Source organism: Afipia sp. GW822-FHT04G07 (genome assembly GCF_058800765.1).
Window position 1 is genome coordinate 683,094 of record NZ_JBXAMP010000001.1, and the last position, 20,428, is coordinate 703,521.

Genomic DNA, 20,428 nt, shown 5'->3' on the forward strand with positions numbered 1-20,428 from the left:
TGACAGCAGATGTCACTTATCTGTCATAAACCGTTTCGCGGGCCAACAGTGGAAGACCAGCGTCAAAGCGCCGGTCATCCACTGGTTTATCCGGGGAAGAAGGTCAGGAAGATCTTGGGGTTACAGCGATCGCTTGAAGAAATGAGCGATTTCGCCGATGACGCCGCGGCGGAAGGTCAGCACGCAGATCACGAAGATCGCACCCTGGATCACGGTGACCCACTGCCCGAAGCCCGCCAGATACTGCTGCATGGCGATGATCACGAAGGCCCCGACCACGGGACCGAAGACGGTGCCGAGCCCGCCGACCAGCGTCATCAGCACGACTTCGCCGGACATGGTCCAATGCACGTCGGTCAGCGAGGCGTTCTGCGCCACGAACACCTTCACCGCACCGGCAAGACCCGCCAGGCTGCCGGAGAGGACATAAGCCAGGAACTTGTACTGGTCGGTCTTGTAGCCGAGCGAGATGGCGCGCTGCTCGTTCTCGCGGATCGATTTGAGGACTTCGCCGAACGGCGAGTTGATGGCCCGGTAGATCAGCAGGAAGCCGAGCAGGAAGATCACGAGGACCACGTAATAGAGCGTCGTCGCCTTCGACAGGTCGAAGATGCCGAACATCATGCCCTGCGGAATGCCCTGGATGCCGTCTTCGCCGTGGGTGAAGGGCGTCTGAAGGTAGATGAAGAACAGCAACTGCGACAACGCCAGCGTGATCATCGCGAAGTAGATGCCCTGCCGGCGGATGGCGATCAGTCCGGTGATGACGCTCAGCGCGCATGAAGCAACGACACCCAGAATGATACCGATCTCGGGCGACACGCCCCAGACCTTCAGCGCATGCGCGGTCACGTAGCCCGCCGTGCCGAGGAACATGGCGTGACCGAACGACAGCAGGCCGCTGTAACCGATCAGAAGATTGAAAGCGCAGGCGAACAGCGCAAAGCACAATGCCTGCATCACGAAGTAAGGATAGATGCCCGTCAGCGGCACGATGGCCAGCAACCCCGCCATGATGACGAAGGCGATCATCTCGTCGGCGGTGCGGCCCTTCACGGGAACGGCGTTGTCGGTGATTGTTGCCATGTCAGTTCGCCCGTCCCGTCAGTCCCGTTGGCTTCACAAGCAGCACCAGCACCATCAGCACGAAGACCACGGTGTTGGATGCCTCGGGATAGAAATACTTGGTCAGACCCTCGATCACCCCGAGCGTGAAGCCAGTGATGATCGAGCCCATGATCGATCCCATGCCGCCGATCACGACGACCGCGAACACGACGATGATGAGATCCGCGCCCATCAGCGGGCGCACCTGGTTGATCGGCGCGGACAGCACACCGGCCAGCGCCGCAAGGCCGACGCCGAGGCCGTAGGTCAGCGTGATCATGCGCGGCACGTTGATGCCGAAGGCGCGCACCAGCGTCGGATTTTCCGTCGCGGCGCGCAGGTATGCGCCAAGCCGCGTCCGCTCGATCATGTACCAGGTCGCGATGCAGACGATCAGCGAGAAGATCACGACCCAGCCGCGATAGATCGGCAGGTACATGAAGCCGAGATTGACGCCGCCCTTGAGAAGATCGGGAATGGCATAGGGCAACCCGGACGATCCGAAATAATTCTGGAACACGCCCTGAATGACCAGCGCCATGCCGAACGTCAGCAGCAAACCGTACAGATGATCGAGGCCGGTCAGCCATTGCAGCATCGTGCGCTCGAGCAGGATGCCGAAACCGCCGACAATGATCGGCGCCAGGATCAACGCCCACCAGTAGTTGATGCCCGCAAGGTTCAGCAGGAAGTACGCGACGAACGCGCCCATCATGTAGAGCGCGCCGTGCGCGAAGTTGATGATGTTGAGCATGCCGAAGATCACGGCCAACCCAAGGCTGAGCAGCGCGTAGAACGAGCCGTTGATCAATCCGACCAGAAGCTGGGCGTACAGGGCTTGCATCGTATTCTCTCGCGCGCACTAAACCGTGTTGAATGGATGCCCGGCGGCGTGAAGCCGCCGGGCGATCGCGATTACTTCTTCAGAAGCGCACAGGTGCTCTTGTCGAGCGGCGTGAACGCCTGATCGGCGGGAATCGTGGCGACCGTCTTGTAGTAATCCCAAGGTCCCTTGGATTCGGCAGGCGACTTCACCTCGAACAGGTAGGCCGGGTGCAGATTGCGGCCGTTCGGCTGGATCGAGCCCTTGCCGAACAGCGGATCATCAACCGGCATTCCCTTCATCGCAGCGACGATCTTTGCGCCGTCATGCGAATTGCCGCCTTCCTTCTCCAGGACCTTCAGATAGTGGATGATGGAAGAATACACGCCGGCCTGCACCATGGTCGGCATTGCCTTGTTCTTCATGCGCTCGGCAAAGCGCTTCGAGAACGCGCGCGTTCCGTCATTCAAATCCCAATAAAAGGTTTCGGTCATGTTCAGACCCTGCGCGACGTTCAGACCGAGAGCATGCACGTCAGAGATGAACATCAGCAGCCCGGCGAGCTTCTGCCCTCCCTTGACGATGCCGAACTCGGACGCTTGCTTGATGGCGTTGATGGTATCGCCGCCCGCGTTGGCAAGGCCGATCACCTTGGCCTTCGACGACTGTGCCTGAAGCAGGAATGACGAGAAGTCAGACGAGTTCAGCGGGTGACGAACGCCGCCAACCACCTTGCCGCCCAGCGCCGTCACTGCCGCAGTCGTGTCACGCTCGAGCGCGGAGCCGAATGCATAGTCTGCCGTCAGGAAAAACCACGTATCGCCGCCGGCCTTCGTCAGCGCCGAACCCGTTCCGTGGGCGAGCATATAGGTGTCGTAGGTCCAGTGAATCGTGTTCGGCGAGCACTGGGCGTTCGACAGATCCGAGGTGCCTGCACCCGAATTCAGGAAGATAATGTTCTTCTCTTTCACCAGATTGTTGACCGCAAGCGCGACCGACGATGTGGGAACGTCGGAAATGACATCGACCTTGTCTACGTCAATCCACTGACGCGCGACGCTGACGCCGATGTCCGGCTTGTTCTGGTGGTCGCCGGCGACGACTTCGATTTTCCAGCCCTTCTTGTTCAGGCCGGAATCTTCAACAGCCATCTGGGCTGCCAGGACCGAGCCCGGGCCGCCAATATCCGCATAAAGGCCTGACTGATCGCTCAACACGCCGATCTTGACGTTCTTGTCCTGCGCGAAAGCGCCGGTGGCCGCACCAAGCACCAGCGCGGTGCCCAGCATCAGCGTTGAAATCGTTTTCTTCATTGTCTTCCTCCTGGATGCCGCCTGTTAGCGGCGTTTGTTGTTACTCGATAACTGGTCTTGATAGCGGCTCACACGCCGAGATAGGTGTGCAGTCTCTCCATGTTGGCCTGGAGTTCCGAGTTTGCGAACGTGTCGATGATCTTGCCGTGCTCGACGATGTAGAAGCGATCGGCAACGGTCGCGGCGAAACGGAAGTTCTGCTCGACCAGCAGGATCGTGAAGCCTTCCGCTTTCAGCCGCGCGATCATCTTGCCGATCTGCTGAATGATGACCGGGGCAAGACCTTCGGTCGGCTCGTCCAGCATCAGGAACCGCGCGCCGGTGCGCAGGATGCGTGCGATGGCCAGCATCTGCTGTTCGCCGCCGGACAATTTCGTGCCCTGGCTGCCGAGGCGTTCCTTGAGATTCGGGAACAAATCGAAGATCTGGTCGAGCGACATGCCGCCGCCGCGAATGATCGGCGGCAGCAACAGGTTTTCCTTGACGTCGAGGCTGGCGAAAATGCCCCGCTCTTCCGGACAGAACGCCACGCCGAGACGTGCGATCCTGTCCGACGACATGCGGATGATTTCCTGGCCCTCGAACGACACCGAGCCGGTGCGCTTGCCGATAATTCCCATCACCGACTTGAGCGTCGAGGTCTTGCCGGCGCCGTTGCGGCCGAGCAGCGTGACGACCTCACCGGGGCGCACATCGAAATCGATGCCGTGAAGGATGTGGGATTCGCCGTACCACGCTTCCAGATTCTTGACAGCGAGAACCGGAGAGCCTGCGACGCTGTTCATGGCGGGATTATTCATGGTCATGGCGGGATTATTCATGGCCCGCTCCCAGATAGGCTTCCTTGACCTGCGGATGCTTCGAGAGCGTGGCGTAGTCACCTTCCGCGAGGACCTTGCCGCGCGTCAGGACAGTAATGGTGTCGGACAAGTTGGCGACGACGTTCAGGTTATGCTCGACCATCAGGATCGTATACTTCTGCGAAATCCGCTTGATCAGCGCCGCGACCTTGTCGATGTCCTCATGGCCCATGCCCGCCATCGGCTCATCCAGCAGCATCATTTCGGGATCGAGCGCCAGCGTGGTCGCGATTTCCAGCGCGCGCTTGCGCCCGTAGGGCATTTCCACCGCGGGCGTGTTGGCGAATTCGCTCAGCCCGACATCGTCGAGCAGATCCCGCGCGCGGTCGTTGAAACGATCCAGCACGGACTTCGACCGCCAGAAGTCAAACGAGTTGCCGTGCTGACGCTGCAAGGCGACGCGCACGTTCTCCAGCGCCGTGAGGTGCGGAAACACCGCTGAAATCTGGAACGACCGGACCAGGCCAAGCCGGGCCACATCGGCCGGCGCCATTGCCGTAATATCCTGCCCCTTATAGAGAATCTGGCCGCGCGTCGGCTTCAGGAACTTGGTCAACAGGTTGAAGCACGTGGTCTTCCCGGCGCCGTTCGGGCCGATCAGAGCGTGAATACTCCCCCGCCGCACCCGCAGATTGACGTCACTCACGGCCACAAAACCCGCGAATTCTTTCGTCAATCCGTGGGTTTCAAGAATAAACTCATCAGACAAGCGAATTCCCCCTGTCAGCCTTCACGCGAGCGCTCGCGTGTGACCGTTTTTGGCAGCCGTACCCTCAAGATTTTCAGGGAAAACCTCGCAAGGACCGACAGCTCGGGCGAGAATATGCAGCGAATTGTAAGCGTTGCGCAAGGTGCAATGCTGCCCAGCGGAACGTGCGTAATCTGCAAAAAGTATAATAGACGCCACTGCCCAAGCTCGCGCCAGCCGCTTTGCGCCGCTCCGGAAACGATCCGTTAAGCCTGTTTCCGGGCTTGATTCGGCTTTCACTGAAAATTTCAACCCAAGACGGAAGATTGCTGGCAATGAATTTTTAGCTATTTCATTTTGGGATTTCAGCGATGGATTTTTTAAGCGCAGCCCCGGCGATCGTAAAATCTATCAAGCAGCGCGAGCTCCTGAATTACTGGCTGCGGCTTTATGCCAGGCACGAACGTCTGCCGACGTTCGACGCCTATCAACCCGACCGTCTTGCCGAAGAACGCGACGATCTCGTCTACATCGTTGTCAAGGGCGCCGGCGATGCACTCCGCTTTGTGATCGACAGCGACGGCACGCGCATGTCGAATGCTTACGGGACAACCGGCAAAGGCCGTTATCTCGATGAATATCTCGGCGCCAAACTCGCTCCCGCGGTCATGCCTATCTACCAGGAATGTGTCCGGCAACGACTTCCCGTCTTCAGCATCTCGCAGGTCAACGACCTGTACGGCCGCAAGGTGGATTACGAGCGCCTCCTGATGCCCTTCTCGAACGGAGCAGGCGTCGACTGGATCATCGCTTCACTGAAGACGATCAGCGATGACGGCGGCTTTGAAATCCGCAACCTGATGCGCGCGAACGACGTGGAGCCGAGCTACAAACTTCGCGCCGTCATCAATCAGGATCTGTTCCACAAGCCCCCCGGCCGCATCGCGCCCGGCGATGCGATCGAGTTCGTCTAGGGCAGCGTGAGCCCGCGAAGCGGTTCAGGCCGCCGCGCGGGTATGCTCCATCTCCTCGCCGATCTCGATGGGATGCGCCATCGCCTCGTGCAGCTTGTCCTTGTCGAGTTCACCTTCCCATCGGCTAATGACGACGGTGGCGACGCCGTTTCCGATCAGGTTGGTCAGGGCGCGGCACTCGCTCATGAACTTGTCGATGCCGACCAGGATCGCCAGCGACGCGATCGGAATATCCGGCACGATCGCAAGCGTCGCCGCCAGCGTGATGAAGCCTGCGCCGGTGACGCCCGATGCGCCTTTCGACGTGACGATCGCGACACCGAGAATGCCAAGCTCCTGCCAGATCGTGAGATGCGTATTGGTGGCCTGTGCAAGGAACAGCGTCGCCAGCGTCATGTAGATGTTGGTGCCGTCGAGATTGAAGCTGTAGCCGGTCGGGATCACGAGGCCGACGACACCGCGCGACGCGCCGAGCCGCTCCATCTTCTTGATCATGTTGGGCAGCACCGTTTCGGATGAACTGGTGCCGAGCACGATCAAAAGCTCATCCTTGATATAGGCGATGAATCGCAGGATGGAGAATCCCGAGAACCGCGCGATGCCGCCCAGCACCAGCAGGACGAAAAGAACGCTGGTGAAGTAGAACGTGCCGATCAGCGCTGCCAGATTCCACAACGCGCCGAGACCGTAAGCGCCCACCGTAAAAGCCATCGCACCGAAAGCACCGATCGGCGCAGCGCGCACGATGATACGGATTACGCCGAAGAAAACCTTCGCAGCCATATCGATGGCGTGCGCGATGGGCTCGCCGGCCGGTCCCAGAAAGGCAATCGCGAAACCGGACAGGATCGACACCAGCAGCACCTGCAACAGATCGCCCTTGGCGAGCGCGCCGATGAAGCTTTCCGGAATGATCGCCATCAGGTGCGCGACGATGCCGTCTTCACTCGCCTTGTGGACGTAGGTCGCGACCGCTTTCGGATCGAGCGTCGCAGGATCGATGTTGAAGCCGCTGCCGGGCTGGATGATTTCACCGACAAGCAGGCCGACCAGCAGCGCGATGGTCGACACGACTTCGAAATAAAGCAGCGCCTTGAGTCCCACGCGGCCAACACGCTTGAGATCGCCCATCGAGGAAATGCCGTGCACGACCGTGCAGAAGATGACCGGTGCGATCATCATCTTGATCAGCGAGATGAAGCCGTCCCCGAGCGGCTTCAGCGCCTTGCCAGTGTTCGGATAGAAATGGCCGATCAGGACGCCGAGCGCGATGGCGATCAACACCTGAATATAGAGAATGCTGTACCAGGGCGATCGCGTTGAGGCCGGTACTGACGAGGCGGTGGTCACGGTCATTGACGGTATCCTGCGAGGGGCGGCGGTAAAACGTGCGTCCGCGGAACGTGCGCCAGAATGCCGCACCCCTCAAGCAAAATCCATACTCCGCAGACCTCCTTCCACGCTCTCGTGATGCGGAACCCCTCCGCGGAGTTCAAACCCGCTCCGACGCATCAACTCACCGCTTGATCGACGTCTCGTAAATGTCCGGCTTGAAGCCGACCAGCAGCTTGCCGCCGGTCTCGAGAACGGGACGCTTGATCATCGACGGCTGGGCCAGCATCAGCGCCATCGCCTTCCTCTCGGTGAGATTTTCTTTCTCGACGTCGGGAAGTTTCCGGAACGTGGTGCCGGCCTTGTTCAGCAGCGTCTCCCAACCGACCTTCGCGCTCCACTTCTCAAGACGCTCCTTGTCGATGCCCGCCGTCTTGTAATCGTGAAAGCTGTAGTCGATGCGATGCTTGTCCAGCCACGCGCGGGCCTTCTTCATCGTGTCGCAGTTCTTGATGCCGTAGATTGTGATGGGCAAGGCGTATCCTCAGGTAAATTCACGAACCGAACTTTAGCCACGCAACGGCCAGCGCGCGAGGTGTATGTGCCTGCCCTGCCCCACAAGGCTGTGCACGAGCACGAACTCCGTCACGGTCCACCCCAATGTTTCGATCGCGCGCTCTTCAACAATGCGCTGATCGTAAAGCAAGGTCATGTGCGGCGTGAAATGCCGCGTCACCCAGCGTCCCAGCCCGGCTTTTGTCATGACCTCACCCAAGCTCCGGTGAAATGCGGTCAACGCGGCCATGTCTCCGCACGCGCGCAACACGAACGGCCTCCTTGCTCTCCTGTTATGGAAACTCAACGCATGATCGAAACGCACCTCGAACGGCGGTATGGACACGGCAGCCGCCGCCGCATGCGTCGTATCCACAAGCCCGGGCGGCACACCGTTGTACTTGCCGAGACTGTGCAGCGAGACATGAAGACATGACGACGCAAGCGCCTTGCCGCTTAGCCCGTGATCCCTGCGACATTGCTGAATCCGCTCATCGATCGCGGGGACGCTCGTGATGGGCGGGACGAACGCCAGGAACAGATTGTCGGTCGGCTCCAGGGGACTTTCAAATCGCGGCAATAGAAGCTGCTCGGACATGATACGCACTCCGATTTTACATCGGAACAAATCATGAACATTTCGGCCTGTAAAGCGGCGGGCCGCGTCGGTGCTTCAGAGGCTGTTTCCGGCTTGACGGCCGGCCTGCCTGGTTGTATTTAAGCATCTACTTAAATAAGAGATGACCATGCCCAGCGATGCTCTGAGCGGCACTTTCAAGGCTCTCGCCGATCCCACGCGGCGCGCGATCCTTGCGCGCCTTGCGCTCGGCGAAACCTCGGTTCTGGAACTGGCAAAGCCATTCGCCATGAGCCTCCCGGCCGTCTCCCAGCACCTGAAAGTTCTGGAGAGCGCAGGCCTTGTCGCGCGCAGCCGCGACGCCCAGTGGCGGCCCTGCCGGCTGGAGCCCAAGGCGCTGAAGGACGTCACGGAATGGCTCGATCAGTATCGGCGGTTCTGGGAGGAGAGCTTCGGCAAGCTCGATCTGTATCTGAAAGACATCCAGCCAAAGGAAACGGACACATGACGACAACTCTCAAGGTCAAGGCGAGCGCGCCGGAAGACCAGCCCACCATCACGATGGAACGCGAATTCGACGCCGCTCCGGCGGCGCTGTTCCGTGCCTTCACCGACACCGAGGCTTTGAAGACGTGGTACGGCCCGAACGGCTTCACCATCACGGTGCACGCGATGGACCTTCGCGTCGGTGGCCTGTTTCGCTTCACCATGCACGGACCGGACGGCACGGACTATCCGAACCGCATTGCCTACCGTGAGATCAAACCGGCAGAGCGCCTCGCCTATCGCCACGACTCGGACATCGACGACGATCCTCGCGCCTTCGACGTCACTGTCACTTTTGAGGCTTTGGGCACAAGCCGGACGCTCCTGACGATGCGCTCGATTTTCCCATCGGTCGAAGCGCGCAATGCGGTTACGAAATTCGGCGCGGTCGAACTCGGCATGCAAACGCTCGAAAAGCTGGCGGCCTATGTGAAGGGATAGTTTTGGCGACGGAATCGTGGGCGCTCCTTGCTCACCGCCCGGCTAATGGCCGTCATTGCCTGAACCGCCGCTCGCCGACCACCGAATCTGTCATAGGGTAAGTGGTCGGCTGCCCGGGGGTGAGGATGGAATTTACCGCATTGTTTCTGACGATCGCGATCGTGATGCTCGTCGCATGGCGCGGTTCGCGATCCCTCGCGCTGGCCTTGTCCGCCGCCGTGCTCATCGCGTGCGTGGCCACCTTTCTGCATCACGCGACCGATGCCTTGAAGCTGTCGTTCTGAGGCACATCATGACCCCAGCGCGCGCGATCAGCCTCAACGCACTCAGCCTCTATGCGGTGGCGGGCCTCCTTGCGGCGGCATTCGCAGCACAGTTGCTGCTGAATGAACTGCCCTGCCCGCTGTGCCTCCTTCAGCGCGTCATGTTCGCAGCACTGGCCATCGGGCCGATCCTGAACATTCGCTTCGGGCCGCGGCCCAGCCACTATGCGCTGTCGCTGTTCGCCGCCGTCATCGGCGCGGTGGTATCGACCCGACAGGTTCTGCTTCACATCATGCCGGGGGATTCCGGCTACGGCTCCGCGATATTCGGCTATCACTACTATACGTGGGCGTTGCTGGGATTTGTCGCCGCCATCGTGATGCTGTCAGCCATCCTGCTGTTCGACAGCCAGTTCGACAAAAACAATAGCGAGCCTGCGGCTTCAGCGGGAGCGTTTGCGCGCGTCGCAGTCTGGCTCGTCATCGGGCTTGTCGCATTGAACGTGATATCGACGCTGCTGGAATGCGGCTTCGGCGCGTGCGCCGATAACCCCGTTGTCTATGAGTTGCTCAAGCGCTGACGCGGCCCTCGTTACGCCGGGCCGAGATCAGTTTCAGCCAGGGCGTCACATGGAATGCGCTCATCAGCATATACATCGCGGCCATGCCGTCGAGCGGCGACGCGCCTTGTCCGCTCGAGCACAGCATCGCTGGCATCCCTTCACCGAGAACACCTGTCAGCAGCGCCATGATGGCGAAGGTCGGCGCTGCCGCGAGACTCAGCCACTCGGCCGCGCGGAACGCGCCTGCGTTGCCGGGCACCGGCCCGCCGTCCGGTGCGCCTGAACAGGCGGCGCTCATGTCTGCGCACCGCCGTCTTTTTTCCGGAACGCTTCCTCTCCGGCATCCGACACCGCGATCCACTTCGGATCAGGCGCTGCGCCGGCGACGTAACTGTCGTTCCAGTTCCACCACTTGTATGGCCGCTCCTGCGGATAGCCCTTCGGTGAGTCCTCCCACACCTCCTGACGTCCGAGCGCGGTCATGTCGAGGTAGCTCCAGACGGTGCCCATCGCCTCATCGCCGCGGCTGTTGATGAGGTAGGTGCGGAAAATGCGCTCGCCGTCGCGAATGAAGGCGTTGTGGCCGTGCCACTCGTCCACACCGAAGTCGGCGTCGAAACTGTCGGTGATGGTGACCCATGGGATTTTCTCCCAGCCCATCCGCGCCTTCAGGCGCTTGATGTCGGCCTGCGGTGCGCGCGAGGCATAGACGAGGGTCGTATCGCGCGCGTTCAGATGGACGGGGTTGGAAACCTGGTCGGCCCCCAGTGAACAGCCGATGCAGGCATGTTCCGGCCAGCCGTGCACGCCGGGCTCGAAGAAGGCGCGGTAGACGATGAGCTGGCGGCGGCCATTAAACAGATCGAGCAGGCTCACTTTGCCGTTCGGGCCATCGAACGTGTAGGTCTTTTCCACCGCCATCCACGGCATCCGCCGGCGCTCGGCGGCCAGCGCATCACGCGCGCGCAGTTGGGCCTTCTCCTTGACGAGAAGCTGCTCACGCGCGGCCTCCCACTCCTGCGGCGACACGATTGGTGGTGTGTTCATTTCGTTCTTGCCTGTCGTCATGATCTGTTCTCCATCGGCGTCATCGCCCCGCCGTTCGATCCCAATACGGCTTGCTGGCTGGCGGTCGCGGGTTAGATTAGGGCCGGGCCGCCGGACAGTGGGAGTGACAAGTGTGTCGGGATTCAGATGGACTCGCTAATCACGGCAGCGGCCCACGCGCTCGCGTCGGGTGATCCTCTCGGCGCATTGAACAGGGTTGCATTGCGCGACGACCCGCCTGCCCTCGCGCTTCGCGGCATCGCGATGGCGCAACTCGGCGATCTCGTCCGGGCACGAACCCTCCTGCAAAAGGCCGCGCGTGCCTTCGGGCCGAAGGAAGCCGTGGCCCGCGCGAGGTGCGTCGTCGCCGAGGCCGAGATTGCGCTGGTCTCGCGGGATCTCGGCTGGCCCACCAAGCCGCTCGAAGCGGCCCGCATGGCCCTCGAGAAACACAACGACTGGGTGAATGCCGCCCATGCGCGGCATCTTGAAGTCAGGCGCCTTCTCCTGATCGGACGCCTCGACGAGGCGGAGCGCGCGCTCGCCAAGCTCGATCCGGCGCCCTTTCCGCCCGCATGGCGGGCCGCGCACGAACTGGTCGTGGCCGGGATCGCGATGCGGCGACTTCGGACCAAGGACGCGTACGCCTCGCTCGCACGCGCCGGACGTGCGGCACGCGACGCCCGTATCCCGTCGCTTCTGGCGGAGGTCGAAAGCGCCTCACGTGTCCTGAGCACGCCCGCGGCACGGCTCATTGCACACGGCGAGGTGCGCCCGCTCCTGCTTGAAGAGGTCGAAGCATTGCTGGCATCGAAAGCGCTGGTGGTGGACGCATGCCGTTATGCCGTGCGTCACGCGGGCACGACGATCTCGCTCGCACGGCGGCCGGTGTTGTTCACGCTTGCCCGCGCGCTCGCCGAAGCGTGGCCGAAAGATGTGTCGCGGAGCGCGCTGCTTGCGCGAACATTCCGCGCAAAGCACGCCGATGAATCGCATCGCGCGCGGCTGCGCGTCGAGATCGGACGGCTTCGCAAGGCGCTACGGCCGGTAGCCGACGTGACCGCGACCAAAGACGGGTTCGCGCTCGCGCCGCTTCGCGCGCGCGATGTCGTCGTATTGGCAACGCCCGTCGACGAGGAACACGCGTCGGTGCTCGCATTCCTCGCCGACGGCGAGTCGTGGTCGAGTTCGGCGCTCGCCCTGGCGCTCGGCGCCAGCCAGCGGACCGTGCAGCGTGCGCTCGATGAACTTGGCGATGCAGGCAAGGTCCAATCGTTCGGCCGTGCGCGCGCGCGCCGCTGGATGACACCGCCCGTGGCGGGATTCACGACGGCATTGTTACTCCCGGCTGCTCTGCCGGGTGGCTAGGTTGCAGCCATCGAAACAACAGAGGTGAAACATGAAAAGAGCAGCAGCCGAAATTCTTCGCGAGTATGGACCGTTTCCCGGCGTCGAGGCCGTGCATGGCGTCACCTTTGACGGCCAGAGCATCTGGTTTGCGTCCGGCGACCGGCTGAATGTCCTCGATCCCGAAAGCGGCAAGACCGTGCGGACCCTCGACGTCCCCGCGCATGCCGGAACAGCGTTCGACGGACGCTATGTATTTCAGCTTTTTGAAAAGAACATCCAGAAGGTCGATCCGAAATCCGGCCGCGTGCTTGCGACGATCCCGGCGCCCGGCAACGGCGGCGATTCAGGCATGGCGTGGGCCGAAGGCTCGCTCTGGGTCGGGCAGTATCGGGACAAGAAAATCCATCAGGTCGATCCCGAGACGGGAGCGATCCTGCGCACCATTGAATCGAGCCGCTTTGTCACCGGCGTCACCTGGGTCGATGGCGAGCTCTGGCACGGCACATGGGAGGGCGACAACAGCGAATTGCGGCGCATCGATCCTCAAACCGGCGACGTTATCGAGGAACTCGCCATGCCTCCGGGAATGGGCATTTCGGGACTTGAGTCCGACGGCGGCGATCGGCTTTTTTGCGGCGGCGGGCCGAGCGGAAAAATAAGAGCCGTGCGCCGGCCGAAGCGAGCCTCCAAGACTGTCTAAGCGCTTATGCAAACTCCCGCGAGCAGATCGCGCTGCGCTCATTTCTTGCGTTGCGGATAGATCGTTTCGCCACGCTTGAGCATGGCGACGAAGGTCTCGATCTTCTTCGACCGCCCGGCTTCCGTCTTCATGTTGTGGGTACGGAATGCCATTGCGAAACGATTTTGCGCGCTGAGTTTCGCAAGCATGGCCTTGGCTTTTGGCTCGGCGTCGATGGCCGCTTGCAGATCGGCGGGGATTTTCATGTCCTTGCCGCTCTTGTAGGCGCGGTCCCAGCGCCCGTCGGCCTTGGCGGCTTCGACATGTGTCAGGCCGTGCGCGGTCATCCTGCCTTCCTTGATCAGCCGCGCGACGTTATCGACATTGATCTGGCTCCAGGTGCCCTTCTTCGTGCGCGGGGAATAACGCTGCAGGAAGCTCCGGTCGTCGAACCCCTTGCGCTGGCCGTCGATCCAGCCCCAGCACAGCACGACATCGATGGCTTCCTTGGGCGTGATCGACTTGAGGCCCGAATCCACCTTGTGGATTTTGATCCAGACTTCGCCGGCTTTATCGTGGTTCTTGGCGAGCCACTTGTAAAAGCTCGCGGCGTCCTTGAACGCGCGAATTTTTTCGGGATCGACTTTCACCGAGGCATCAATAGCGATGCGGGTCGTGGCCCGGTAGACGCTGCCATGAACCTCGCAACTGCCAAAAGCTCATTTGGGCACGCTCCAAGTACTTAGGCCACGCACCGGTAGCGCGTCATTATTGTCATCAAGCTCCTTTATTATTCCCCGCATCCGAGCGTCCAATTCATCAACTAAACACATTAAGGATTGCTCATGTTGTGCGACCTGCGTCGCTACTTCCAGTGAAGGGCGCTCGCCTTTTTCAAGGCATTCCGCCGCCTTTCCAAGATAGAAATCCATTTGCCGCAATAATAGGACACCGTTACTAGCAAGCTGATTTACCACGGGATGAATATGGTCTGCCCGCTCCGCGAACGATTGCAAAACATTCTGCCCATTTTTGCTGCGGATCAACCAGTGTCGCAACGGAATTTCATTTTTCAAAATTTGTTCATCAACGATTTCAGCGACAGTTAAAGCCGCATCCCGTTGGGCATTTACTAACGCGAACCGAACAGCCCACGCATTCTCTTCGCCTCGCGCTCGACGATCGCGTCTTTGCAATTTTTTTTCGCGATGAAATAACCAGACAGCCCCTGCAATCGCGGCAATTGATCCGGCCGCCTGCACCCAAGCAGCGCCATTCGCACCGAAACCTTCTTTAGCAATGCTGATAGCAGCCCCTACTGTACAGAACGTAACAACTGCGGCACTTGAAACTATAAAGATGGCAGTGCCTCGATCGCGCATCGCCTTCTACCTCATTCCCACTCGATCGTGCCCGGCGGCTTCGACGTCACGTCGTAGACCACGCGGTTGACGCCCTTTACCTCGTTGATGATGCGGGTCGCGGTCTCGCCGAGGAACTTCATGTCGAACGGATAGAAGTCGGCAGTCATGCCGTCGGTGGACGTCACCGCGCGCAGGCCGACGACGTACTCATAGGTCCGGCCATCGCCCATCACGCCGACGGTCTTCACCGGCAGCAGCACGGCGAAAGCCTGCCAGATGGTGTCGTACAAACCCGCCTTGCGGATCTGATCGATATAGACCGCATCGGCCTCGCGCAGGATGTCGAGCTTCTCGCGGGTGATCTCGCCCGGACAGCGGATCGCAAGCCCCGGTCCCGGAAACGGATGCCGGCCAACGAACACGTCCGGCAGGCCGAGTTCGCGGCCCAGCGCGCGCACCTCGTCCTTGAAGAGTTCGCGCAAGGGTTCGACCAGCTTCATGTTCATGCGCGCGGGCAAGCCGCCGACATTGTGATGCGACTTGATCGTGACGGACGGACCGCCGGTAAACGACACGCTTTCGATCACGTCGGGATAGAGCGTGCCCTGTGCGAGGAAATCCGCGCCACCGATCTTCTTGGCTTCGTCATCGAACACATCGATGAATAATCGCCCGATGGTCTTGCGCTTCACCTCCGGATCAGTGACGCCTTCAAGCTCACCGAGGAATGTCTTCGACGCGTCAACATGCACCAGCGGGATGTTGTAGTGGTGCCGGAACAAGTCGACGACGGTCTTGGCTTCATCCTTGCGCAACATGCCGTGATCGACGAACACGCAGGTCAGCTGCTCACCGATGGCTTCGTGAATCAGGATCGCCGCCACGGATGAATCGACGCCGCCCGACAGGCCGCAGATCACCCTGCCCTTGCCTACCTGCGCGCGGATCTTCTCGACCGCTTCCTCGCGGAACGCGCGCATGGTCCAGTCGCCGGTCAGCCCCGCGACCTTGCGGACGAAATTCTTGATCAGCTTCGCGCCGTCCGGGGTGTGCACCACCTCGGGATGAAACTGCATCGCATAGAACTTGCGCTTGTCGTCGGCGATCACGGAGATCGGCGAGCCCGGCGCCTTCGCGACGCCGCGGAAACCGTCCGGCAACTTGGTCACGCGGTCGCCGTGGCTCATCCAGACGTAATGCTTCTCGCCGACCTTCCAGACATCCTCAAACAACGCGCAGTTATCGGTCACTTCGATCAGCGCGCGGCCGAACTCGCGATGATGTCCGGCTTCGACGGTCCCGCCGAGTTGCTGCGCCATGGTCTGCTCGCCGTAGCAGATGCCGAGCACCGGCACGCCTGCGGTCAGGATCGACATCGGCGCGGACGGCGCATCGGCATCGAGCACGGAGGCCGGTCCGCCGGACAGGATCACGGCCTTTGGCTGCATCTCCCTGAAGGCCGCTTCGGCCTTCTGGAACGGCACGATTTCGGAATAAACGCCCTCCTCGCGGACGCGCCGCGCGATGAGCTGCGTCACCTGGGAGCCGAAATCGACGATGAGAATCTTCTCGTGAGCGGCCGCCACGTCGGGCGTCGCTGAAGCGGTCTGGCTGTGTGCTGTCATGGGCAGGAAATACGCGACGGGGGGCGGAGTCGCAACCCGGCAAAGCATGCACGCCGACGCAATCCACCCATCAAAGAGCTCCCGGTTGACTTGCCTTAAATTAGGTCAATAATACTGACCTAATTATAAGATAGGAGAGAAACATGCAAGCTCTGGAGAGGACGCTCGAACAAAGGACCGCCTTCGCGGACGCCTGGATCGGCGCCTGGAACAGCCGCGATCTCGACGGAGTCCTGGCGCTCTATGCCGACGACAGCGAAATGGTCTCGGACAAGATCATCAAGCTGGGTTTCGATCCGAACGGACGGCTGCGCGGCAAGGACAACCTTCGCGCCTATTGGGGCCGCGCCCTGCCCCTGCGCCCGAAGCTCCATTTCACGTTGATCAATGCCTTCGTCAGTCCGGACAGCCTTGTGGTGTTCTATCGCGATGAACTCGGACACGAGATCTGCGAGTATCTGCGCTTAAATGCCGACGGCAAGATCGTACAGGGATCCGCCAACCATATTCACGGCTGATACATTTTAGGTCCGGCGCGTCAGAACCGACACAAAAAACCCGTCGGTGCCGGTCCGGCGCGGGGTCATCAGCAGCCCCTCGTCCGATTGCAGCGTGGCGGCGGTGAAATCGTCCGCCTTGTCCCACAGCACCGAAACCACCTGCGACGGCGGCACCACCGCGAATTCAGGGTGGCGGCTCACGAAGGCGCGGACCTGCTCGTTGTTCTCCTGCGGCAGCACCGAACACGTAATGTAGGCGATCCGCCCGCCGGGCTTGGCGAGCGACGCCGCGCGATCCAGCACCGCGATCTGGTCCTTGACGCGAACCTCGAGCGCGCCGGGGCGCATCCGCCATTTCGCGTCCGGGTTGCGACGCCATGTCCCGGTGCCGGTACAGGGCGCGTCGATCACCACAAGATCGGCCGACGCCTTGATGTCGCTCAATGTATCGTCCGGCCCCTTCGGCGTGCGCACATCGGCATTGTGAACGCCTGCGCGCGACAGCCGCTCGTGGATCGGTGCAAGCTGGCGCTTGTCGTGGTCGGTCGCGATCAGTCTTCCTTTGCCCTGCATCATCGCGGCGAGCGCCAGCGTCTTGCCGCCCGCGCCGGCGCACATGTCGATCACCTGCTCGCCGGGCTTCGCGCCGCTGAGAAGGGCGGCGAGTTGCGAACCTTCGTCCTGCACCTCGACGCCGCCCTTGATGAAGTCTTCCTCCGAATGGATACCGGGATTGCGCGCGTCGGCGCCGAGATCGATCCGCAATCCGATCGGCGACCACGGCGTGGCCTTCGCGCCCAGATGCTTCATCGAACCCAGCACCTTCTCGCGCTTCGCCTTCAGCGTATTGACGCGCAGGTCGAGCGGCGCGCGGCTGGCCATCGCAGTGGCCTCCGCCACCCGCGCATCGCCGAACACGGCGGCAAGCTGCGGATCAAGCCATTCGGGGTAATCGCCCGCGATATGCGCGGGGGCATCAATGAGTGTCCGCGAGGTCAAAGCGGCGCGCTCGGCATCGGTCAGCGGCTCGGGCGCGAAACGTCCGCCGTCGCACAAGGCCGCAACCGCGTCAGCATCCAGCCCTCGTTCGAGCTTGAGCATCCCGAGCAACCGCGCGCGCGGCGTATCCGCGTCCATCAGCCACGCCGACGACGCCCGGCGGCGCAGCACGTCGAACACCAGCCCCGCGATCGCGGCACGGTCGCCGGATCCGGCAAAGCGATGCGCGGTGCCCCAGTCCTTCAACGCGTTCGGCGCGGGAACGCGCTGCGCGTCGATGGCTCCAAGAATCTCGATGGCTGCGGACAGCCGCGCGGCAGGCGTCATGATGGTCTTTCAGAAGTGGCCGGTCGTCAGATCGCGAACAATATCTTGAGCGCGAAGTAGACCCACATGATGAGAAGAACAAGCGCTCCGGCCGCGAAAGCCGAGAAACGCAGTTTCAGGTTGTTCGAGGTGGCGTAAATGCCCGCATGAACGTAGCGCGTCACCACGAACACCCATGACAACAGCACGGTGATGAGATCGGCCTGCCGCAGCGGCAATGCAATGGCGATCAGCACAAAAAACAGCACCGGCAGTTCGAACTGGTTGGAATAGGCATTGCTGACCTGAGCCGCCTTGGTTGGCCATGCCTTCTGGCCGACGGCGATGTCGGACATTCGGACTTCGCGGTTTTTGAGCGCGCCGGTGCGCACCGAGAACATCCTGAACATCAGAATGAATGTCAGCAGCACGAGAACGAAGACCGGCAACAGAACCATCTGAAGTGTCATTTGAGCCCCCCAATGCCTGAATATACGCCGTTCCGCTATAGCCGCCCCCTCCCGCCCTGACAATCGGCTCAGGAGAACTGTGAACCTCCTCACAGACTGGCGCGACCAACGCATGGAAAGGATAAGCGTCCGGCCGTTGGCTGGGCCGCAACGGGTGCCGCGATGCTTTATATCGTCTCGATTTTGTCCGGCGTGCTGGGAGCCCTCGGAAGCGCGGCCGCTGCCGCGACAATCGCAGCATCCCTTGGCGGTCCGGAGAACCTCGATGCATTCATTGTCATCGGCCCGCTCGCTGCGGTCGCCGGATTCTTGACGGCCGTGGTGCTCACACTGACTATCAAGGGCGACGTCAGGACGGTGCGCGGCCTTGCTGTTCGCAGCCTCGGCGTCGTTCTCATGACCGGCGCATTGGCGGCGGGCGCTTACAGCCTGCGCAGCGCGGCGCTCGCGCATCTCGGCCTCATGACCAAGGCACCCGCCGTCGCGTTTGAAATCCGGCTGCCGCAGGCGGCGGCCATCAGCGACCTGAAGCGCGAAGCGCAGGTCGAACTGCTCACCGACCTCAATCAGACGCTGGCGCAACTCGACGACCATCTGGCCGCGACGGAAGACGGCCGCACGGTGCTGCGCGGTTCCGTACCGCTGAAGTTCAGGACATCGGATCGTATGGTGGTTCTTAGCCTGCCGGGTCAGGCGCAGCGCGCCTTCAAATTGCGCCTGCCGCCCAACCCAAGCCCGTCCGACGACTTCGGGCCGTGGCACATGGTCGATCGCGTTGTCCCCAACGGACGCACCGGGACCTCACGCGGCGCGCCGGACGACAGCTTCGCCATCCGTTACCGCGTGCTGTGAAGCACGCGTCCAGGAATTTCATGACCGAACCATTTGCCTGCGACTGATTTAAATCACCAAACAATTTTCAACTGTCTGGTGTTGCAGGATGGCGGCCGCAATTGCGCGGGCGTCATCCTGCAAATCACGCGACGGCAGGCCCGCCGTAAAACTTACGCCTTGTCCGGCGCGACGCGCACAAGCTGCTTGCCGAAGTTCGCGCCCTTGAGCAGGCCCATGAACGCCTCCGGCGCACTCTCGAGGCCCTCGGTGACGAATTCCTTGTGCTTGAGCTTGCCCTCGCGCAGCCACTGCGACATGTCGCGGATGAAATCCGGATACATCGCCGCGAAGTCGCGCACGATGAAGCCGCGGAAGGTCAGCCGCTTGACCAGAATGGAGCGCATGATGGTGTTGGCCCATGGCGGAGTGGGCGTGTCCTTGCCGAAGATGGTGTTGTAGTCGGCGATCAGACCGCACACCGGAATGCGCGCGAAGTCGTTGAAGCGCGGCAGCACCGCGTTGAACACCTTGCCGCCGACGTTTTCGAAATAAACGTCGATGCCCTTCGGGCAGGCTTCTTTCAGCTTGGCCTTGAGATCGGGATCGCGATGGTCGAGGCACTCATCGAAGCCGAGTTCGTTCTTGACGTAACCGCACTTCTCCTTCCCGCCGGCGATGCCGACAGCGCGAGCGCCCTTGATCTTCGCGATCTGGCCGACCGCCGAACCCACCGCGCCTGATGCCGCTGCGACCACCACCGTCTCGCCCGGCTTCGGCTGGCCGATGGCAAGCAGGCCGGTATAGGCCGTCATACCCGGCATGCCGAGCACACCGACGGCGGTGGAGATCGGCGCGATCTTCGGATCGACCTTGCGCACGCCCTTGCCGTCCGACAGCGCGTATTGCTGCCATCCGGTGTGCGCGAGAACGTAATCGCCCTGCGCAAAGCCGGGATTTTTCGATTCCATCACCTCGCAAACGGTGCCGCCTTCCATCACCCCGCCGATCGGCACCGGCGCGGAATAGGACGGGCCGTCGTCCATGCGCCCGCGCATGTAGGGATCGAGCGAAAGCCAGACCGTGCGCAGCAGAATCTGCCCGTCTGCCGGCGCCGGCACCGGATAGTCCTCAAGGCGAAAGTCGCTCGGCTTCGGTTCACCGACGGGACGGGATGCGAGAACGATACGCTTGGCAGACTGGGACATGGCGTTT

The 20,428-nt window shown here is 61.6% G+C and carries 25 protein-coding genes; 9 read left to right on the plus strand and 16 right to left on the minus strand.

Annotation, left to right across the window (positions count from 1 at the left end; all coding sequences use genetic code 11):
* Positions 1-120 precede the first annotated feature (120 nt).
* The 5 genes from AC1RKJ_RS03310 to AC1RKJ_RS03330 form a co-directional block, all read right to left on the minus strand.
* Positions 121-1,086, minus strand: a complete 966-nt coding sequence (locus AC1RKJ_RS03310; RefSeq protein WP_492789489.1) for a branched-chain amino acid ABC transporter permease — start codon at positions 1,084-1,086, stop codon at positions 121-123.
* A gap of 1 nt (position 1,087) precedes the next feature.
* The gene (locus tag AC1RKJ_RS03315; RefSeq protein ID WP_492789491.1) at positions 1,088-1,951 is read right to left on the minus strand and encodes a branched-chain amino acid ABC transporter permease; all 864 of its coding nucleotides are present in this window, start codon (positions 1,949-1,951) and stop codon (positions 1,088-1,090) included.
* 71 nt (positions 1,952-2,022) lie between these two features.
* On the minus strand, positions 2,023-3,243 hold the full coding sequence (locus AC1RKJ_RS03320; protein ID WP_492789493.1) for an ABC transporter substrate-binding protein: 1,221 nt from the start codon (positions 3,241-3,243) through the stop codon (positions 2,023-2,025).
* Between the two features lie 68 nt (positions 3,244-3,311).
* Entirely contained in the window at positions 3,312-4,028 is a 717-nt protein-coding gene (locus AC1RKJ_RS03325) for an ABC transporter ATP-binding protein (RefSeq protein ID WP_492792631.1), read from the minus strand.
* A 28-nt stretch (positions 4,029-4,056) separates the two neighbouring features.
* Positions 4,057-4,812 (minus strand): ABC transporter ATP-binding protein, encoded by a 756-nt coding sequence (locus AC1RKJ_RS03330; protein WP_492789495.1) that lies wholly within the window; start codon positions 4,810-4,812, stop codon positions 4,057-4,059.
* A 350-nt stretch (positions 4,813-5,162) separates the two neighbouring features.
* Between AC1RKJ_RS03330 and AC1RKJ_RS03335 the strand changes: the two genes are divergently transcribed.
* Positions 5,163-5,765, plus strand: coding sequence for a PAS domain-containing protein (locus AC1RKJ_RS03335; RefSeq protein ID WP_492789496.1), 603 nt, complete (start codon positions 5,163-5,165; stop codon positions 5,763-5,765).
* Positions 5,766-5,789: 24 nt separating this feature from the next.
* On the opposite strand, the gene AC1RKJ_RS03340 is transcribed toward AC1RKJ_RS03335, so the two are convergent.
* The 3 genes from AC1RKJ_RS03340 to AC1RKJ_RS03350 all read right to left on the minus strand — a co-directional run bounded on the left by AC1RKJ_RS03340 (position 5,790) and on the right by AC1RKJ_RS03350 (position 8,250).
* On the minus strand, positions 5,790-7,121 hold the full coding sequence (locus AC1RKJ_RS03340; RefSeq protein WP_492789497.1) for a dicarboxylate/amino acid:cation symporter: 1,332 nt from the start codon (positions 7,119-7,121) through the stop codon (positions 5,790-5,792).
* A gap of 160 nt (positions 7,122-7,281) precedes the next feature.
* Positions 7,282-7,632: an ArsC family reductase gene (locus AC1RKJ_RS03345; RefSeq protein ID WP_492789498.1), complete on the minus strand. Its 351-nt coding sequence runs from the start codon at positions 7,630-7,632 to the stop codon at positions 7,282-7,284.
* A 33-nt stretch (positions 7,633-7,665) separates the two neighbouring features.
* Positions 7,666-8,250, minus strand: coding sequence for a 2'-5' RNA ligase family protein (locus tag AC1RKJ_RS03350; protein WP_492789499.1), 585 nt, complete (start codon positions 8,248-8,250; stop codon positions 7,666-7,668).
* Positions 8,251-8,398: 148 nt separating this feature from the next.
* Here AC1RKJ_RS03350 and AC1RKJ_RS03355 point away from each other — a divergent pair, with 148 nt between their 5' ends.
* The 4 genes from AC1RKJ_RS03355 to AC1RKJ_RS03370 all read left to right on the plus strand — a co-directional run bounded on the left by AC1RKJ_RS03355 (position 8,399) and on the right by AC1RKJ_RS03370 (position 10,060).
* On the plus strand, positions 8,399-8,737 hold the full coding sequence (locus AC1RKJ_RS03355; protein ID WP_492789500.1) for an ArsR/SmtB family transcription factor: 339 nt from the start codon (positions 8,399-8,401) through the stop codon (positions 8,735-8,737).
* A complete protein-coding gene (locus AC1RKJ_RS03360; RefSeq protein ID WP_492789501.1) occupies positions 8,734-9,216 on the plus strand; it encodes an SRPBCC family protein in 483 nt (160 codons plus the stop codon). Before AC1RKJ_RS03355 ends, AC1RKJ_RS03360 begins: the two co-directional genes overlap by 4 nt.
* Positions 9,217-9,341: 125 nt before the next feature.
* Positions 9,342-9,500 carry a DUF5993 family protein gene (locus AC1RKJ_RS03365; protein WP_492789502.1) on the plus strand — a complete coding sequence of 53 codons (159 nt, stop codon included), beginning with the start codon at positions 9,342-9,344 and terminating at the stop codon, positions 9,498-9,500.
* 8 nt (positions 9,501-9,508) lie between these two features.
* Positions 9,509-10,060: a disulfide bond formation protein B gene (locus AC1RKJ_RS03370; protein ID WP_492789503.1), complete on the plus strand. Its 552-nt coding sequence runs from the start codon at positions 9,509-9,511 to the stop codon at positions 10,058-10,060.
* Here AC1RKJ_RS03370 and AC1RKJ_RS03375 read toward each other — a convergent pair.
* Together AC1RKJ_RS03375 and AC1RKJ_RS03380 are read right to left on the minus strand one after the other, a co-directional pair.
* Entirely contained in the window at positions 10,050-10,340 is a 291-nt protein-coding gene (locus AC1RKJ_RS03375; protein WP_492789504.1) for a hypothetical protein, read from the minus strand. The genes AC1RKJ_RS03370 and AC1RKJ_RS03375 overlap by 11 nt on opposite strands.
* Positions 10,337-11,110, minus strand: a complete 774-nt coding sequence (locus tag AC1RKJ_RS03380) for a DUF899 domain-containing protein (RefSeq protein WP_492789505.1) — start codon at positions 11,108-11,110, stop codon at positions 10,337-10,339. Before AC1RKJ_RS03380 ends, AC1RKJ_RS03375 begins: the two co-directional genes overlap by 4 nt.
* Before the next feature lie 126 nt (positions 11,111-11,236).
* Between AC1RKJ_RS03380 and AC1RKJ_RS03385 the strand changes: the two genes are divergently transcribed.
* Entirely contained in the window at positions 11,237-12,457 is a 1,221-nt protein-coding gene (locus AC1RKJ_RS03385) for a helix-turn-helix domain-containing protein (protein ID WP_492789506.1), read from the plus strand.
* Between the two features lie 31 nt (positions 12,458-12,488).
* Complete coding sequence (locus tag AC1RKJ_RS03390) at positions 12,489-13,139, plus strand: Vgb family protein (protein ID WP_492789507.1); 651 nt, start codon at positions 12,489-12,491, stop codon at positions 13,137-13,139.
* Positions 13,140-13,177: 38 nt separating this feature from the next.
* On the opposite strand, the gene AC1RKJ_RS03395 is transcribed toward AC1RKJ_RS03390, so the two are convergent.
* From AC1RKJ_RS03395 to guaA, 3 genes are all read right to left on the minus strand, one after another.
* Positions 13,178-13,768 (minus strand): YdeI/OmpD-associated family protein, encoded by a 591-nt coding sequence (locus AC1RKJ_RS03395; RefSeq protein ID WP_492789508.1) that lies wholly within the window; start codon positions 13,766-13,768, stop codon positions 13,178-13,180.
* Positions 13,769-13,837: 69 nt separating this feature from the next.
* Positions 13,838-14,500, minus strand: a complete 663-nt coding sequence (locus AC1RKJ_RS03400) for a hypothetical protein (RefSeq protein ID WP_492789509.1) — start codon at positions 14,498-14,500, stop codon at positions 13,838-13,840.
* An 11-nt stretch (positions 14,501-14,511) separates the two neighbouring features.
* Positions 14,512-16,107, minus strand: coding sequence for a glutamine-hydrolyzing GMP synthase (guaA, locus tag AC1RKJ_RS03405; protein ID WP_492789510.1), 1,596 nt, complete (start codon positions 16,105-16,107; stop codon positions 14,512-14,514).
* A gap of 143 nt (positions 16,108-16,250) precedes the next feature.
* On the opposite strand from guaA, the gene AC1RKJ_RS03410 reads away from it, so the two are divergent.
* Positions 16,251-16,625 (plus strand): nuclear transport factor 2 family protein, encoded by a 375-nt coding sequence (locus AC1RKJ_RS03410; RefSeq protein WP_492789511.1) that lies wholly within the window; start codon positions 16,251-16,253, stop codon positions 16,623-16,625.
* Between the two features lie 6 nt (positions 16,626-16,631).
* Here AC1RKJ_RS03410 and AC1RKJ_RS03415 read toward each other — a convergent pair whose 3' ends face one another.
* Positions 16,632-17,933 (minus strand): RsmB/NOP family class I SAM-dependent RNA methyltransferase, encoded by a 1,302-nt coding sequence (locus AC1RKJ_RS03415; protein WP_492789513.1) that lies wholly within the window; start codon positions 17,931-17,933, stop codon positions 16,632-16,634.
* A 26-nt stretch (positions 17,934-17,959) separates the two neighbouring features.
* Positions 17,960-18,382 carry an MAPEG family protein gene (locus tag AC1RKJ_RS03420; protein ID WP_492789515.1) on the minus strand — a complete coding sequence of 141 codons (423 nt, stop codon included), beginning with the start codon at positions 18,380-18,382 and terminating at the stop codon, positions 17,960-17,962.
* 162 nt (positions 18,383-18,544) lie between these two features.
* Here AC1RKJ_RS03420 and AC1RKJ_RS03425 point away from each other — a divergent pair, with 162 nt between their 5' ends.
* Complete coding sequence (locus tag AC1RKJ_RS03425; RefSeq protein WP_492789517.1) at positions 18,545-19,234, plus strand: hypothetical protein; 690 nt, start codon at positions 18,545-18,547, stop codon at positions 19,232-19,234.
* 152 nt (positions 19,235-19,386) lie between these two features.
* Here the strand turns inward: AC1RKJ_RS03425 and curA are convergent, their stop codons facing one another.
* On the minus strand, positions 19,387-20,421 hold the full coding sequence (gene curA / locus AC1RKJ_RS03430) for an NADPH-dependent curcumin/dihydrocurcumin reductase (protein ID WP_492789519.1): 1,035 nt from the start codon (positions 20,419-20,421) through the stop codon (positions 19,387-19,389).
* Between the last annotated feature and the right edge of the window lie 7 nt (positions 20,422-20,428).

Excerpts from the sequence above, each read along its gene's own strand:
- AC1RKJ_RS03310 (WP_492789489.1), bottom strand. The coding sequence starts at position 1,086 with ATGGCAACAATCACCGACAACGCCGTTCCCGTGAAGGGCCGCACCGCC.
- AC1RKJ_RS03315 (WP_492789491.1), bottom strand. The coding sequence starts at position 1,951 with ATGCAAGCCCTGTACGCCCAGCTTCTGGTCGGATTGATCAACGGCTCG.
- AC1RKJ_RS03320 (WP_492789493.1), bottom strand. The coding sequence starts at position 3,243 with ATGAAGAAAACGATTTCAACGCTGATGCTGGGCACCGCGCTGGTGCTT.
- AC1RKJ_RS03325 (WP_492792631.1), bottom strand. The coding sequence starts at position 4,028 with ATGAACAGCGTCGCAGGCTCTCCGGTTCTCGCTGTCAAGAATCTGGAA.
- AC1RKJ_RS03335 (WP_492789496.1), top strand. The coding sequence starts at position 5,163 with ATGGATTTTTTAAGCGCAGCCCCGGCGATCGTAAAATCTATCAAGCAG.
- AC1RKJ_RS03340 (WP_492789497.1), bottom strand. The coding sequence starts at position 7,121 with ATGACCGTGACCACCGCCTCGTCAGTACCGGCCTCAACGCGATCGCCC.
- AC1RKJ_RS03350 (WP_492789499.1), bottom strand. The coding sequence starts at position 8,250 with ATGTCCGAGCAGCTTCTATTGCCGCGATTTGAAAGTCCCCTGGAGCCG.
- AC1RKJ_RS03355 (WP_492789500.1), top strand. The coding sequence starts at position 8,399 with ATGCCCAGCGATGCTCTGAGCGGCACTTTCAAGGCTCTCGCCGATCCC.
- AC1RKJ_RS03360 (WP_492789501.1), top strand. The coding sequence starts at position 8,734 with ATGACGACAACTCTCAAGGTCAAGGCGAGCGCGCCGGAAGACCAGCCC.
- AC1RKJ_RS03365 (WP_492789502.1), top strand. The coding sequence starts at position 9,342 with ATGGAATTTACCGCATTGTTTCTGACGATCGCGATCGTGATGCTCGTC.
- AC1RKJ_RS03370 (WP_492789503.1), top strand. The coding sequence starts at position 9,509 with ATGACCCCAGCGCGCGCGATCAGCCTCAACGCACTCAGCCTCTATGCG.
- AC1RKJ_RS03375 (WP_492789504.1), bottom strand. The coding sequence starts at position 10,340 with ATGAGCGCCGCCTGTTCAGGCGCACCGGACGGCGGGCCGGTGCCCGGC.
- AC1RKJ_RS03380 (WP_492789505.1), bottom strand. The coding sequence starts at position 11,110 with ATGACGACAGGCAAGAACGAAATGAACACACCACCAATCGTGTCGCCG.
- AC1RKJ_RS03385 (WP_492789506.1), top strand. The coding sequence starts at position 11,237 with ATGGACTCGCTAATCACGGCAGCGGCCCACGCGCTCGCGTCGGGTGAT.
- AC1RKJ_RS03390 (WP_492789507.1), top strand. The coding sequence starts at position 12,489 with ATGAAAAGAGCAGCAGCCGAAATTCTTCGCGAGTATGGACCGTTTCCC.
- AC1RKJ_RS03400 (WP_492789509.1), bottom strand. The coding sequence starts at position 14,500 with ATGCGCGATCGAGGCACTGCCATCTTTATAGTTTCAAGTGCCGCAGTT.
- guaA (WP_492789510.1), bottom strand. The coding sequence starts at position 16,107 with ATGACAGCACACAGCCAGACCGCTTCAGCGACGCCCGACGTGGCGGCC.
- AC1RKJ_RS03410 (WP_492789511.1), top strand. The coding sequence starts at position 16,251 with ATGCAAGCTCTGGAGAGGACGCTCGAACAAAGGACCGCCTTCGCGGAC.
- AC1RKJ_RS03415 (WP_492789513.1), bottom strand. The coding sequence starts at position 17,933 with ATGACGCCTGCCGCGCGGCTGTCCGCAGCCATCGAGATTCTTGGAGCC.
- AC1RKJ_RS03420 (WP_492789515.1), bottom strand. The coding sequence starts at position 18,382 with ATGACACTTCAGATGGTTCTGTTGCCGGTCTTCGTTCTCGTGCTGCTG.
- AC1RKJ_RS03425 (WP_492789517.1), top strand. The coding sequence starts at position 18,545 with ATGCTTTATATCGTCTCGATTTTGTCCGGCGTGCTGGGAGCCCTCGGA.
- curA (WP_492789519.1), bottom strand. The coding sequence starts at position 20,421 with ATGTCCCAGTCTGCCAAGCGTATCGTTCTCGCATCCCGTCCCGTCGGT.